We start from the raw sequence: 12,623 nt of genomic DNA on the forward strand, positions 1-12,623 counted from the left end.
TTATTTTTAAAGCGAAATTAACTTATGATTAAAAGTAATAAAAAAATAATTCTAGAAATTTACTGCTAACTAGTGTATAAATGAAAATTTTATTTGTCTCCATGCCGTCTGTTCATGCAATCCGATGGTTTGAAACCTTGAAGGATAGCAATTTCGAGTTATATTGGTTTGATGTTCTAGAGAGAGGGGAAATCAAAGTGCAAAATTCTGTTCATCAGTTTACAAATTGGAAAAAAAGAAAACTACCTCATATTAAAGGAGAATTTTTTTTGAGTAAAAAATATCCTAATTTATACGAAAAAATACTGCCTTACATTGAAGTAACTGCAAATGAGGTATTAGAAAAAATAATTTTAGAGATAAAACCAGATATAGTTCATAGTTTTGAAATGCAGAGTTGTTCTTACCCTATTTTGAAAACAATGCATAAATTTCCAAAAGTAAAATGGCTATATTCTTGCTGGGGAAGTGATCTTTTTTATTATAAGAACTTTAAAAAACATAATTATAAAATTAAAAATGTTTTAAAAAGAGTTGATTTTTTGCACACAGATTGTAAAAGAGATTATGACTTGGCGATTGAGTTAAATTTTTCCGGAAAATTTCTTGGAGTAATACCTGGTGGAACAGGTTATAAAATAAAAGAATTAGAATCTTTTAGATTACCAGTTTCAGAAAGAAAAATTATTTTAGTTAAAGGCTATGAACATCATGTTGGGAGAGGTTTAAACATTGTAAAAGCAATTCATTCTATAGAAAAAGAAATACAGAACTATGAAGTAATTGTTTTTGGTTCACATTCAAAAGTAATCGAGTATATTAAGGAAAACAAGTTGAATTTCCATTTTTTTCATAGACATGAACTTTCGCACAACAAATTGACTGAATTAATGGGGAAATCTTTGCTTTATGTAGGAAACAGTCTTTCAGATGGAATGCCTAATACTTTATTGGAAGCAATTGTAATGGGAGCTTTTCCAATTCAATCAAACCCCGGTGGAGCTACAGAAGAAATAATTATCAATAATGAAAATGGATTTTTGATTCAAAATCCTGAATCAGTAGGAGAAATTAAAGAGATTATTTTAAAAGCTATTTCAGATTTAAGCCTGCTTGAAAATGCTTCAGTAATAAACCAAAAAATTGCTAACGATAAATTAGAATACTCTCAGAATAAATTAAAAGTGATTGAAATGTACAAAAAAATAATGTTGTGAGATTAGGCTTTAACCCAAATAAAAATAAAGGAATTTTAAATTCTGATTGTTTTCATCAAATTATTATACCAGTTTATATTCCAAACCATAATGATTATTTTAAAGATAGTTTGGCAATTCTTAAATTATGCTTGGAATCATTGTTTCGCACAGTTCATAAAAAAACATTCATAACTATAGTAAATAATGGAAGTTGTCAGGAAGTGACAAATTATGTACAGGAATTGTATTTGCAAAATAAGATTCATGAAGTATTGGAAACAACCAATATAGGGAAACTAAATGCGATTTTAAAAGGTATAGTTGGACACAATTTTCCATTGATAACAATCACAGATTCAGATGTGTTATTTCTGGACGAATGGCAAAAAGCTTCGTATTCTATTTTTGAAAATTTTCCTAAAGCAGGAGTCGTTTGTCCTACACCGTCATCTCGCTCATTAAGGACTTATACTTCTAATGTATATTGGGATAGTTTTTTTTCGAAAAAGCTCGCTTTTTCAAAAGTTAAAAATCCTCCAGCTTTAAAAAAATTTGCTGTTAGTGTCGGAAATCCAGATTTTTACGATCGGGCTCATTTAGAAAATTATTTTACAGTATCAAATAAAAATGAAAAAGCGGTTATTGGAGCTGGACATTTTGTAGGAACATACAGAGGTGAGATTTTTAATAGTTTGGAAGTAAAATACTCTAATTATAAAATGGGAGGAGACAGCGAAAATGAAATTTTAGATATCCCAGTGGTAAAAAAAGGCTTATGGCGTTTATCTACAGAAGATAATTACGCTTATCATATGGGAAATGTTGTTGAAGATTGGATGCGTCACGAAGTGTCAAAAATAGGGCAAAATAAATCAGAAGTTGATTTTAGTATTAAATCGGTAGAAGGTAGTTCTAAGTGGCTTTTTATTATAAAAACTAAATTTTTTGGAAAAATTATTTTAAATAAAAAAATAATGAAGTACTTCTTAATATGGAAAGGACTTTCAAAGGAGGATGCTGGTAACTATTTGATTTAAAGCGGATATGCAAAACAAAATTAAAGTAGCTTACCTCATAACAGCCTATCATGATTATGAACATTTAAAGAAATTGATAATAGCTTTAAATGACACCAATATTTATTTTTTTATTCATATTGATAAAAAATCTTTAATGCCAACAAATTTGGATGAATTTGAAAATATTAAGTTTATTAAAAGACATAAAGTTTGGTGGGCGGGCTGGTCGCATCAAAAAGCAATTCTTAATTTAATGGCAGAAGCGATTAAAGGAAATTTTGACTATTATTCCTTAATTAGCGGAAGTGATTACCCTATAAGAAAGAATGATTTTTTGTATTCATTATTAAATCAAGGAGGAGAATTTATAAGTATAAAAGAAGGATTTCCTGCAGAATTTAAAAAAAAATGGATAACCAATTTCTATTTTGATCTGTTTTATCGTAGGAAGCCCAACAAGCCAATTTGGATTAAAATATTATTACGTACGGAGAAAAAAATTAGTTTTTATTTTCCTAAAAAGAAATACCCATTCGAGAGGATTTTTTTTGGCCCGACTTGGTGGATTTTAACACATTCGACAGTTCAGTATATTCTTGATTTTTTAGAAGCTAATCCAAAATATGAGAGATTTTTTAAATATTCGTTTTGTAGTGAAGAAATTCTAATACCAACTATTATTGGGAATTCAAATATTAAAAATTTGAAAGGAAACTTAACGTATGTTGATTGGGCAGTTGCCCCAGGACCAGCTTTTATTTCGAAGGAGCATCTTACAATTTTTGAAAATGATATTGTTAATAACGAATATGGAGATAATTGTGCTTTTTTCGCAAGAAAATTTAAAAATGAAAGCTTAGAAATTTTGCAATATATTGACAATAATTTGAGGGGTTAATTTATGATAACAATAATTTATCCATATAGAGGTAGAGAATCTGAGCGAGTCAAACGTTCTTTAGATTCGTTGAAAGAACAAACAAATTCTGATTTTGAAGTGCTTTTGGTTGATTATGGCTCAAATTTATCCTGTGCATCCATTATTAAAGATTTGATTTCCAATTATAAATTTGCAAAATATCTCTACAATTATTCAGGATTTCAGCCTTGGTCGAGAGCTAAAGCAATTAATATTGGACTTAAAAAGACTACTACAGAATATATTTTTACAGCGGATGTCGATATGATTTTTAGTCCAAATTTTGTTTCTAAACTTCATGAATTAAAAAATCCGTTCAAGGCTTATTATTTTAAAGTTGGTTTTCTTAATGAAAAAGAATCTAAAACGAATAAGAAATTTGATAATTATTTAATTGATTTTAGTACTGAAGTTGGAGCTCAGGGATTATCATTGTTCTATGTTAAAAGCCTGAAAGAGATTACAGGTTATGATGAATTTTTACATTTTTGGGGAGCTGAAGATATTGATGTGCATAATCGATTAGAGAGAAATGATACAGAGAGTATTTTTTATTCGGAAGAAATTCTAATGCTTCATCAATGGCACGCCAGTTATAGGAAATTAGAAAAAAATGGACTTACAAAAGATTTGCAACTGACAGATATTATTAAAATAAACCATCAAAAATTATTAGCAAATAATAGTAGTAAAGAAGCAAAGGCAAATAATCTAAATTGGGGAGCTGGTGTTTTAGAAAATGATTTTGAAGATTTAAAGAAGAATAAGGAAGAAAGAATAATGCTTAATAAAAAGGAGATTGTCACTCACTTTCTGTTTTGTGAATTGCCTAATTTTAAAGATGGAGTTTTAAATATTCGTTTTGTTGAAGATCCTTTTCAGAATTCGTCGAAATATAAAATGAAAAAAATTTTAGGTAAAAAAGTGCCTAAATATTATACTTTAAAAGAAATTAATGATTTACTGCTTTTGCATATTATTTCGTTTTATCATACTCTTCCTTATTTTTTAGAAGTCGGAGATGATTTAAATAGTATTACATTCAAAATAAAAAAATAAGTAAAGATTCAAAATCAAAGTGCTCAAAATGCCTAAAGTAATTCTGATTTCCCAAGTTCCATTGCCTTACTCTCATATTGGGAGCTGGACAACTTTATATGATAACTATTTAATCAATAACCATTCTATTGATTTTATTATTTGTGAGAAGCCAGAAACTTTATACAATGGAATAGATTATGGCTTAGTGGTCAATAATAATCTATTAAAGGCGCAAAAGAAATTTTTTAAAAATTCTTACTTAGGATATTTTAAAGAACTTGAAAAAATTATTAAAACAAATGATAAGTTCATAATTCAAATCATTGATAATTTTGGAATCGTAAAGCCGCTACTTGATTTTTTAAACATGAAAAAGAAAAGAAATCAATGCTATTTGCAATTCTTTTATCATGGATTTTCTCCATTTTATGAAAATTTTTTAGGGAGATGGTTCTTTGAAGGGATAGATGAAATGGTTTTGTTGACTCATGACTCCTATAAAGCACATAAAGACTACTATACTGTTTTACCAATCAAATTTTCGGTTTTGCATAATGGAATTGATACTTCTAAGTTTCATAAAGTAAGTTTTGAGGAAAAAGAAAATTTAAGGAAACAGTTAGGTTTTACAAATAAAAAAGTATTTATCTGGTGTTCTCAAGATCGTCCTAAAAAAGGATTGGATTTTATTTTGGATGTTTGGAAAAGAATTAATATACAAGAGAAAGATGCTGTTCTTTTAGTGATTGGTGCAAATCGAGATTTAAATATTAATGGCGTGTCTTTTTTAGGAAGAATACCCAATAATGATTTACCAAAGTATTATCAAATGGCAGATTGCTATTTGTTTCCAACACTTTGGCATGAAGGTTTTGGATTGAGTTTAATTGAAGCTTTACATTGTGGTTGTTATTGTATTGCTTCTGCAAATGGAGGGGTTCCAGAAGTTTTACAATATGGAAAACTAGGAAAACTGATTGAAACCCCCAACTTTATTGAAGATTGGGTAAAGGCTATAGAATCATTTTTGGATGAAGAAGAAACGCATAATATTTTGATTCCTGAAAATTTATACTCTTCAAAAAGTTGGAATGAAGGAATGAATTCAATTGTTGAAAACGCAAAAAAGAATTTTAGCTAATGAAAACTATTGCCATAATTCCTGCCCGAGGAGGATCAAAACGATTACCAGAAAAAAATGTAAAACTCCTAGGCAATATTCCTCTTTTGGCTCATTCTATTTTGTATGCAAAACAAAATAGCGCAATAATCGACGAAATTTATGTTTCAACAAACGATGATGAAATAAAGAGAATCGCATTGGAATATGGGGCAAAAGTAATCGATCGTCCAGATTCTTTATCGGGAGATTTAGAACCAACTATAACAGTATTAAAACATGTCTTAGAATCTATAAAAAATGAAGTTGAAAATATTGTCTTGCTGCAGCCAACAAATCCCTTACGTCCAGAAAGCTTACTTAAAGATGCATTAGATTTTTATTTAAAGGGAAATTATGATAGCTTATTTACTGTTTCTCGAAATCATCAGAAATTTGGAAAAATAATTGACGGTAAGTTTGTTCCTTTTAATTACGAAATAGGCCAAAGGAGTCAAGATTTAGAACCTCTTTTTTTTGAAAACGGCTTGCTTTATATCACAAAATCAGAAAAAATTTTGAATGATATAATTATATCAAAAGATGTTTTCCCATTTGAGATAAATCATATTTTTGCTAGCGTTGATATTGATACGCAAGAAGATTTTGATTACGCTCAATACGTATATAAAAACAAATAAAAAATGAATCCATATATCGAAATAGTGGGCCGCAAAATTGGTCTAGATTACCCACCATTAGTGATTGCCGAAATAGGAATTAATCACGAAGGATCTCTTCAAGTTGCAAAAGAAATGGTAGATGCTGCTTATAGAGCAGGTGTAGAAGTTGTAAAACATCAAACGCATATTGTTGAAGATGAAATGACTGGTGCTGCCAAAAAAGTTATTCCGGGAAATGCAGATGTTTCAATATATGAAATTATGGAACGCTGTTCGCTTAACGAAGCAGATGAATTAGAACTTAAAAATTATGTAGAAAGCAAAGGCATGATTTTTATTTCAACGCCATTTTCTCGTGCGGCAGCTGAAAGGTTAAAAAAGTTTGATATTCCTGCTTACAAAATAGGATCTGGGGAATGTAATAATTATCCTCTTTTAGAGCATATTGCTACTTTTGGAAAACCTGTTATTTTGAGTACAGGAATGAATACGATTGAAAGTATTCAAAAAGCAGTAGCGATATTTGATAAATATAATATTCCAGTTGCTTTATTGCATACTACAAATTTATATCCCACACCAATTCACTTAGTTCGTTTTGGTGCGATGGTCGAATTGAATCAGGCTTTTCCAAACAAAGTTTTTGGACTAAGTGATCACACTTTAAATAATAATGCTTGTTTAGGAGCCGTAGCTTTAGGAGCCAGTATTTTAGAAAGACATTTTACAGATCATATGCAGCGTACAGGTCCGGATATTATATGCAGTATGGATGAAAGTGCCTGTCGCGAATTAATTATTTCAAGCGCAGAAATGGCTCAAATGCGTGGAGGATCAAAAAAACCGGCAGATGAAGAACAAGTAACAATTGATTTTGCCTTTGCAACAGTTTGTTCGATAGCATCAATTAAAAAAGGAGAAACCTTTACCAAAGATAATATTTGGGTGAAACGCCCTGGTACTGGAAAAATTTTAGCTGAAAATTTTAATGATATCTTGGGAAAAACTGCTACAAGAGATATTGAAAACGATGAACAATTAGATTATAACGATTTAAACTAATGGATAAATTATACGATTTAGATAAGAAATTTGCATACGAAAACGGATTTTATGCTACAGCAGATCCGTCAAGATTTAGTAAGTTTATCACTCATTTAGAATTTTTTAAGCAAACTTCCAATGTTCGTGGAGAAATAGTAGAGTTTGGTATTTTCAAAGGAAATTCTTTTTTCCGATGGATAAAATTTCGTGATTTACTTGAGCAGACGAATAGTCGAAAAGTAATTGGATTTGATATTTTTGGTGATTTTCCAGAAGCAAATTTTGAAGAAGACAAAGAAAAACGAGATGCATTTGTCCAGGAAACCAACGGAGGAAAAAGTATATCACTGGAAGAAATTAACGAACTCCTACAAAAGCAGGGTTTGCATAAAAATGTAGATATTATTAAAGGCGATATTTTAGTGACATTAGATGAATATTTGGAGAAAAATCCACATCTTAAAATTTCACTTTTACATATTGATGTTGATTTATATGAGCCGACAAAACATATTCTGGAAAAACTTTATCAAAGAGTTACTACAGGAGGAATAATAATATTGGATGATTATGGAGCTTTTGCAGGAACAAATAAAGCAGTAGACGATTTTTTTCAAAACAATGCTGAAATTAAGAAACTTCCTTTTTCTCACGCCATTTCTTATATTGTTAAATGAGAAAAATCCTCTTTTTAACAGGTACTAGAGCCGATTTTGGGAAGATAAAATCATTAATTGCAATTCTCGAAAAAAAGAAAGAATTTGAGGTTTTTGTTTTTGTGACTGGTATGCATTTACAGAAAGAATATGGCTATACCTTAATTGAAATTGAACGATGCAATTTTAAAAACATCCATACTTTTGTGAATCATACTCATGAAACCACAATGGATCTCACTCTTGCAAAAACGATCGAAGGATTTTCAAGTTATTGTAATACAATAAAACCAGACATGATCGTCGTTCACGGAGACCGTGTAGAAACTCTGGCTGGTGCAATAGTTGGTTCTCTTAATAATATTCTCGTAGCGCATATTGAAGGAGGTGAAGTTTCAGGAACTGTAGATGAACTGATAAGACATAGTGTAAGCAAACTAAGTCATATACATTTTGCATCTAATGCTGAAGCTGAAAAAAGACTTATTCAAATGGGTGAGATAAAAGAATCAGTGTTTACAATTGGTTCTCCGGATATTGATATTATGTTTTCTGAACAACTGCCAGATTTGACAACAGTAAAAGATTATTATAATATTCCATATGCTGATTTTTCAATTGTAATGTTTCATCCGGTTACAACAGAAGTAAATGCAATGAAACAATATGCAGAAAATTTTGTTTCTGCATTACTTAACGATAATCACAATTATGTAGTTATTTATCCGAACAATGATTTAGGGAGTCAATTTATTTTGGATAGCTATGAAAAGTTAAAAAATAATGAAAGATTTAAAATTTTTCCCTCGCTTCGGTTTGAGTATTTTTTAACTCTTTTAAAAAACAGCAAATTCATTATTGGAAATAGTAGTGCCGGTATTCGCGAAGCGCCTTATTATGGTGTTCCGATTATCAATATTGGTACTAGACAACAAAATAGAGCTGTACATGCCGATATAATAAATGTTGATTATTCTGAAAAAGAAATCGAAGCAGCCCTTTCAGTTATAGACTCTCATATAGTACAAAAATCTGATAATGATTTTGGACAAGGAAATAGTGCAGAATTATTTCTTAATTGTCTTCAGAAATCGGATATTTGGCAACTTAATCACCAAAAACAATTCAGAGACAGTTAATGCCTAAAAAGATTTTTATTCTTCTTCCAGATGGAGTGGGACTCCGAAATTTTGCTTTCTCTAATTTTTATAAAATAGGATTAGAAAAGAAATTTGATATAACATACTGGAATAATACTCCATTTGATTTACATAGTTTAGGTTTTAAGGAGATTAAAATAAATAATGCTAAATCAAGCCCTTTAACTGATAGTTATAAAAACGCTAGAAAACATATAGAGCTAAATCTCAATATAAGAAGAGAGAACGATAAAGTTTATGACACATATCGATTTCCTTTTGCATATAAAAGTGTAAAGGGGGCTTTTAAAAGTTATTTTGCCAGATTTTTGATTTCATTGTACAACTCAGACAAAGGATTAATAAAAGTTAAATCAAAAATAAAAAGTATAGAAAAGAAAACTGATTTCTATAAACAATGTGTGCAGACACTCGAAAGAGAAAGGCCAAATTTTGTTTTCTGTACAAATCAAAGACCAGTATTGGCTATTGCTCCATTATTGGCGGCAAAAGAACTAAAAATCCCAACAGGAACATTTATCTTTTCTTGGGATAATTTGCCTAAAGCAACAATGGTGGTTGAAACTGATTACTATTTTGTGTGGAGTGAACACATGAAATCAGAACTCCTTAAATACTATCCAGAGACAAAAGAAAAACAGATTTTTGTTGTAGGAACACCTCAATTTGAAAGTCATTTTGACGAAAAAAATCTTATTGATAAAGTCCAGTTTTTCAATCATTATAAATTAGATTTAAACAAAAAATATATCTGTTATTCAGGAGATGATATCACAACTTGTCCAGATGATCCGCAATACCTATCTGATGTTGCAGATGCAGTAAGAAAGATAAATGAACAAGATAATAAATCACTTGGATTAATATTCAGACGTTGTCCCGTAGATTTTTCAAACAGATTTGATGAGGTTTTGGCCAGAAATAAAGATCTAATAGTTCCAATTAGTCCTATTTGGAAAAAAATAGGGGAACAATGGAATACTATATTACCAACGGAAGAAGATGTTAAATTACATGCAAATACAATTTTTCATACAGAGATGGTGGTTAACCTCGGTTCTTCAATGGTGTTTGATTATGCGTGTTTTAAAAAACCGTGTGCTTACATAAATTATGATGTGTCGAATAGAGATAATGAAAAATGGTCGGTTTCAAAAATTTATAACTTTATGCATTTTCGTTCGATGCCAAGTAAAAAAGCAGTTATTTGGCTGAATTCTGCTGATGAAATTGCAGATAAAATTAGATTAGGACTAGAAGGCAACAATGAAACAATTGAACATGCTCAACAATGGTTTGAAATTATAAACCAAAGCTCTCCTAAAAAAGCCTCAGATAGAATATGGGAAGCAATAGAATTAATTGCTGACTAATTTATTATAAAATCATTTTAAGTTATGTTTTTTAACTCTTTGGCTTTTGCCATATTTTTGCCAATAGTTTTTTTCTTGTATTGGTTTGTCTTCAATAAAACGAAAAGCACACAAAATGCTTTGTTGATTGTTGCCAGCTATTATTTTTATTCTTGTTGGGATTGGAGATTTTTGTTTCTGCTGGTTTTTTCTACATTTTTAGATTATTTTACAGGAATTCAAATTGAGAAAAGCAACTCAGAAAAGGGACGGAAATTTTGGTTTTGGCTTAGTATTTTAGTGAATTTAGGATTTTTAGGAATTTTTAAATACTATAACTTCTTTGCGGCTTCATTTGCAGAATTGTTTACTTCTTTAGGCTTTAAGGTAAGTCCAATGCTACTGAATGTAATTTTACCGATCGGAATTTCTTTCTACACTTTTCACGGATTATCTTATGTAATTGATATTTATAATAAAAGAATTAAAGCAGAATATAATTTTATAGATTATTCTTTATTTGTGAGCTATTTTCCACTTTTAGTGGCGGGACCAATAGAAAGAGCAACACATTTATTGCCGCAAGTAAAACTAAAAAGAGAGTTCGATTTTGAAAAAGCAAAAGAAGGATTTGCTCAAATTGTTTGGGGAATATTTAAAAAAGTAGTTATTGCAGATAATTGTGCTGTTTTTGCTAATCAAATATTTAACAATTACACGACAATGGATTCATTTTCGTTGATTTTGGGATCATTTTATTTTGCTTTTCAGATTTATGGTGACTTTTCAGGATATTCAGATATTGCCTTAGGTGTTTCAAAATTGTTCGGTATTGATTTATTGCGCAATTTTAATTACCCTTATTTTTCAAGAGACATTGCAGAATTTTGGCGCCGTTGGCATATTTCGCTTTCATCTTGGTTTCGAGATTATTTATATATTCCGCTTGGAGGAAGTAAAGGGTCAAAACTAAAACAAGTAAGAAATGTTTTTGTCATTTTTTTAGTTAGCGGCTTTTGGCATGGAGCCAATTGGACCTATATCGCTTGGGGACTTATTAATGCGCTTTACTTTTTGCCTTTATTATTGTTAAAAATAAATCGTAATAATTTAGAAGAAATAGCTCTTTCATGGAATGTTTCCTCATTTAAAATGATTGCGAGTATGTTATTTACTTTTGGATTGACTTGTTTTGCTTGGATCTTTTTTAGATCCGAAAATATATATATGGCTTTAGGGTATATTAAAAGAATAGCCTTATTTACTTTTAAAATAAATGATTTAAAGAACCAAACGAGTTATCTTATTGTAATTGTTTTGTCTTATTTCATTCTAATGGAATGGATTAATCGAAAACAAGAATGTCCGTTGTTTAATAATTTTTCGAGAATTAAAATAATAACAACGGTTTTGCTTATTTTATTATTTGGGCAGTTTGATATCCAAAGTAAGTTTATTTATTTTCAGTTTTAATATGAGTTTTTAATGAAGGATTTTTTGAAATATATTATTGGAACTATTGTAGTCATTTTTATAATTGCTTTTAGTATTCAGTATTTTTTAGACTTTGGTTTGCGTAATCATAAGAACACTCAAATAAATGATTGGAAAAATATTTTAGATGGTAAAATAAACAGTGATATTATAATCAATGGCTCTTCAAGAGGTTTTGTAGGTTATAATGCGAGTATTATTGGAGAAAAACTAAAATCAAGCTGCTTCAATTTGAGTTTCAATGCAGGTGGTTATAATTTACAACAAGACAAATTTGATATTTATATAAAAAAAAATAAAACTCCTAAAATAGTAATTCAAAATATTGATTTGGCATATTTTATAAAAAACAACGAACTTCCAGAAGAGTGGCAATTTTATCCCTTTTTGAATAACGAAGATTTAGAAAATTTAACTTCAAAATTTGATACAAAAATTAGGTACTTTAAAATTGTTCCATTACTTAAATACAATCAAAATTTTGGGCTAGTGAAAGAAGCAGCAGTTGCTAATTTTTCTAGTTTAGTAAAAAAAAATGGTAAAACTTTTAACGGATTTTGTCCTCAAAATAGAGCTTTTAAATTGGATAGCCATAATTTGAAAAGATTTTATAGTCAAAAAGTAAAATCTAACGGTGAGGAAGAAATAAAACTTTTAAATCAAATGATCGAGTTTTATAGATCGAGATTAAAATCTAATTCAAAAATTATATTGGTCTGGATGCCTGAACACAACTTGAGATTAACAGAAAACTATAAACTGCTAAGAAAATCTATAATTAATGAATTAATTTTGCTGCAAAAAAAGGATAAAAATATATTGTTTATTGATATGGCTTATGATGATATTTCAAATTTTAATGAAAATTATTATGATACATTTCACTTAACAGAAAAAGGTGCTAATGAGTTTTCAAAGCAAATGCCAGAAAAAATCAATAAATTTTTAAATTAAGTT

At 29.4% G+C, this 12,623-nt stretch carries 12 protein-coding genes; all 12 read left to right on the forward strand.

The genetic code is table 11. The features are described from left to right. The first annotated feature begins 80 nt into the window (after window positions 1-80). From AC3Y25_RS15070 to AC3Y25_RS15125, 12 genes are read left to right on the forward strand one after another with little or no spacing between them, the layout of a single operon-like run. Window positions 81-1,217, forward strand: coding sequence for a glycosyltransferase (locus tag AC3Y25_RS15070; protein WP_489903282.1), 1,137 nt, complete (start codon window positions 81-83; stop codon window positions 1,215-1,217). Then, a complete protein-coding gene (locus tag AC3Y25_RS15075; RefSeq protein ID WP_489903283.1) occupies window positions 1,214-2,236 on the forward strand; it encodes a glycosyltransferase in 1,023 nt (340 codons plus the stop codon). The genes AC3Y25_RS15070 and AC3Y25_RS15075 overlap by 4 nt, the downstream gene beginning before the upstream one ends. A gap of 7 nt (window positions 2,237-2,243) precedes the next feature. Further along, window positions 2,244-3,116, forward strand: a complete 873-nt coding sequence (locus AC3Y25_RS15080; RefSeq protein WP_489903284.1) for a beta-1,6-N-acetylglucosaminyltransferase — start codon at window positions 2,244-2,246, stop codon at window positions 3,114-3,116. 3 nt (window positions 3,117-3,119) lie between these two features. Further along, window positions 3,120-4,196, forward strand: coding sequence for a glycosyltransferase family 2 protein (locus AC3Y25_RS15085; RefSeq protein ID WP_489903285.1), 1,077 nt, complete (start codon window positions 3,120-3,122; stop codon window positions 4,194-4,196). A 28-nt stretch (window positions 4,197-4,224) separates the two neighbouring features. Then, window positions 4,225-5,319: a glycosyltransferase family 4 protein gene (locus AC3Y25_RS15090; RefSeq protein ID WP_489903286.1), complete on the forward strand. Its 1,095-nt coding sequence runs from the start codon at window positions 4,225-4,227 to the stop codon at window positions 5,317-5,319. Then, window positions 5,319-5,978 carry an acylneuraminate cytidylyltransferase family protein gene (locus AC3Y25_RS15095; RefSeq protein WP_489903287.1) on the forward strand — a complete coding sequence of 220 codons (660 nt, stop codon included), beginning with the start codon at window positions 5,319-5,321 and terminating at the stop codon, window positions 5,976-5,978. The genes AC3Y25_RS15090 and AC3Y25_RS15095 overlap by 1 nt, the downstream gene beginning before the upstream one ends. Window positions 5,979-5,981: 3 nt before the next feature. Beyond that, window positions 5,982-7,022, forward strand: coding sequence for an N-acetylneuraminate synthase (gene neuB, locus AC3Y25_RS15100; protein WP_489903288.1), 1,041 nt, complete (start codon window positions 5,982-5,984; stop codon window positions 7,020-7,022). Further along, window positions 7,022-7,681, forward strand: coding sequence for a TylF/MycF/NovP-related O-methyltransferase (locus AC3Y25_RS15105; protein ID WP_320493040.1), 660 nt, complete (start codon window positions 7,022-7,024; stop codon window positions 7,679-7,681). Before neuB ends, AC3Y25_RS15105 begins: the two co-directional genes overlap by 1 nt. Continuing rightward, complete coding sequence (neuC, locus tag AC3Y25_RS15110) at window positions 7,678-8,799, forward strand: UDP-N-acetylglucosamine 2-epimerase (RefSeq protein WP_489903289.1); 1,122 nt, start codon at window positions 7,678-7,680, stop codon at window positions 8,797-8,799. Before AC3Y25_RS15105 ends, neuC begins: the two co-directional genes overlap by 4 nt. Then, window positions 8,799-10,193, forward strand: coding sequence for a UDP-glycosyltransferase (locus AC3Y25_RS15115; RefSeq protein ID WP_489903290.1), 1,395 nt, complete (start codon window positions 8,799-8,801; stop codon window positions 10,191-10,193). Before neuC ends, AC3Y25_RS15115 begins: the two co-directional genes overlap by 1 nt. A gap of 24 nt (window positions 10,194-10,217) precedes the next feature. Further along, window positions 10,218-11,645, forward strand: coding sequence for an MBOAT family O-acyltransferase (locus tag AC3Y25_RS15120; RefSeq protein WP_489903291.1), 1,428 nt, complete (start codon window positions 10,218-10,220; stop codon window positions 11,643-11,645). 12 nt (window positions 11,646-11,657) lie between these two features. Then, window positions 11,658-12,620: a hypothetical protein gene (locus tag AC3Y25_RS15125; protein ID WP_489903292.1), complete on the forward strand. Its 963-nt coding sequence runs from the start codon at window positions 11,658-11,660 to the stop codon at window positions 12,618-12,620. Window positions 12,621-12,623: the final 3 nt, after the last annotated feature.

Source organism: Flavobacterium sp. LK-23 (assembly GCF_058135255.1).

Excerpts from the sequence above, each read along its gene's own strand:
- AC3Y25_RS15070 (WP_489903282.1), top strand. The coding sequence starts at position 81 with ATGAAAATTTTATTTGTCTCCATGCCGTCTGTTCATGCAATCCGATGG.
- AC3Y25_RS15080 (WP_489903284.1), top strand. The coding sequence starts at position 2,244 with ATGCAAAACAAAATTAAAGTAGCTTACCTCATAACAGCCTATCATGAT.
- AC3Y25_RS15085 (WP_489903285.1), top strand. The coding sequence starts at position 3,120 with ATGATAACAATAATTTATCCATATAGAGGTAGAGAATCTGAGCGAGTC.
- AC3Y25_RS15090 (WP_489903286.1), top strand. The coding sequence starts at position 4,225 with ATGCCTAAAGTAATTCTGATTTCCCAAGTTCCATTGCCTTACTCTCAT.
- AC3Y25_RS15095 (WP_489903287.1), top strand. The coding sequence starts at position 5,319 with ATGAAAACTATTGCCATAATTCCTGCCCGAGGAGGATCAAAACGATTA.
- neuB (WP_489903288.1), top strand. The coding sequence starts at position 5,982 with ATGAATCCATATATCGAAATAGTGGGCCGCAAAATTGGTCTAGATTAC.
- AC3Y25_RS15105 (WP_320493040.1), top strand. The coding sequence starts at position 7,022 with ATGGATAAATTATACGATTTAGATAAGAAATTTGCATACGAAAACGGA.
- neuC (WP_489903289.1), top strand. The coding sequence starts at position 7,678 with ATGAGAAAAATCCTCTTTTTAACAGGTACTAGAGCCGATTTTGGGAAG.
- AC3Y25_RS15115 (WP_489903290.1), top strand. The coding sequence starts at position 8,799 with ATGCCTAAAAAGATTTTTATTCTTCTTCCAGATGGAGTGGGACTCCGA.
- AC3Y25_RS15120 (WP_489903291.1), top strand. The coding sequence starts at position 10,218 with ATGTTTTTTAACTCTTTGGCTTTTGCCATATTTTTGCCAATAGTTTTT.
- AC3Y25_RS15125 (WP_489903292.1), top strand. The coding sequence starts at position 11,658 with ATGAAGGATTTTTTGAAATATATTATTGGAACTATTGTAGTCATTTTT.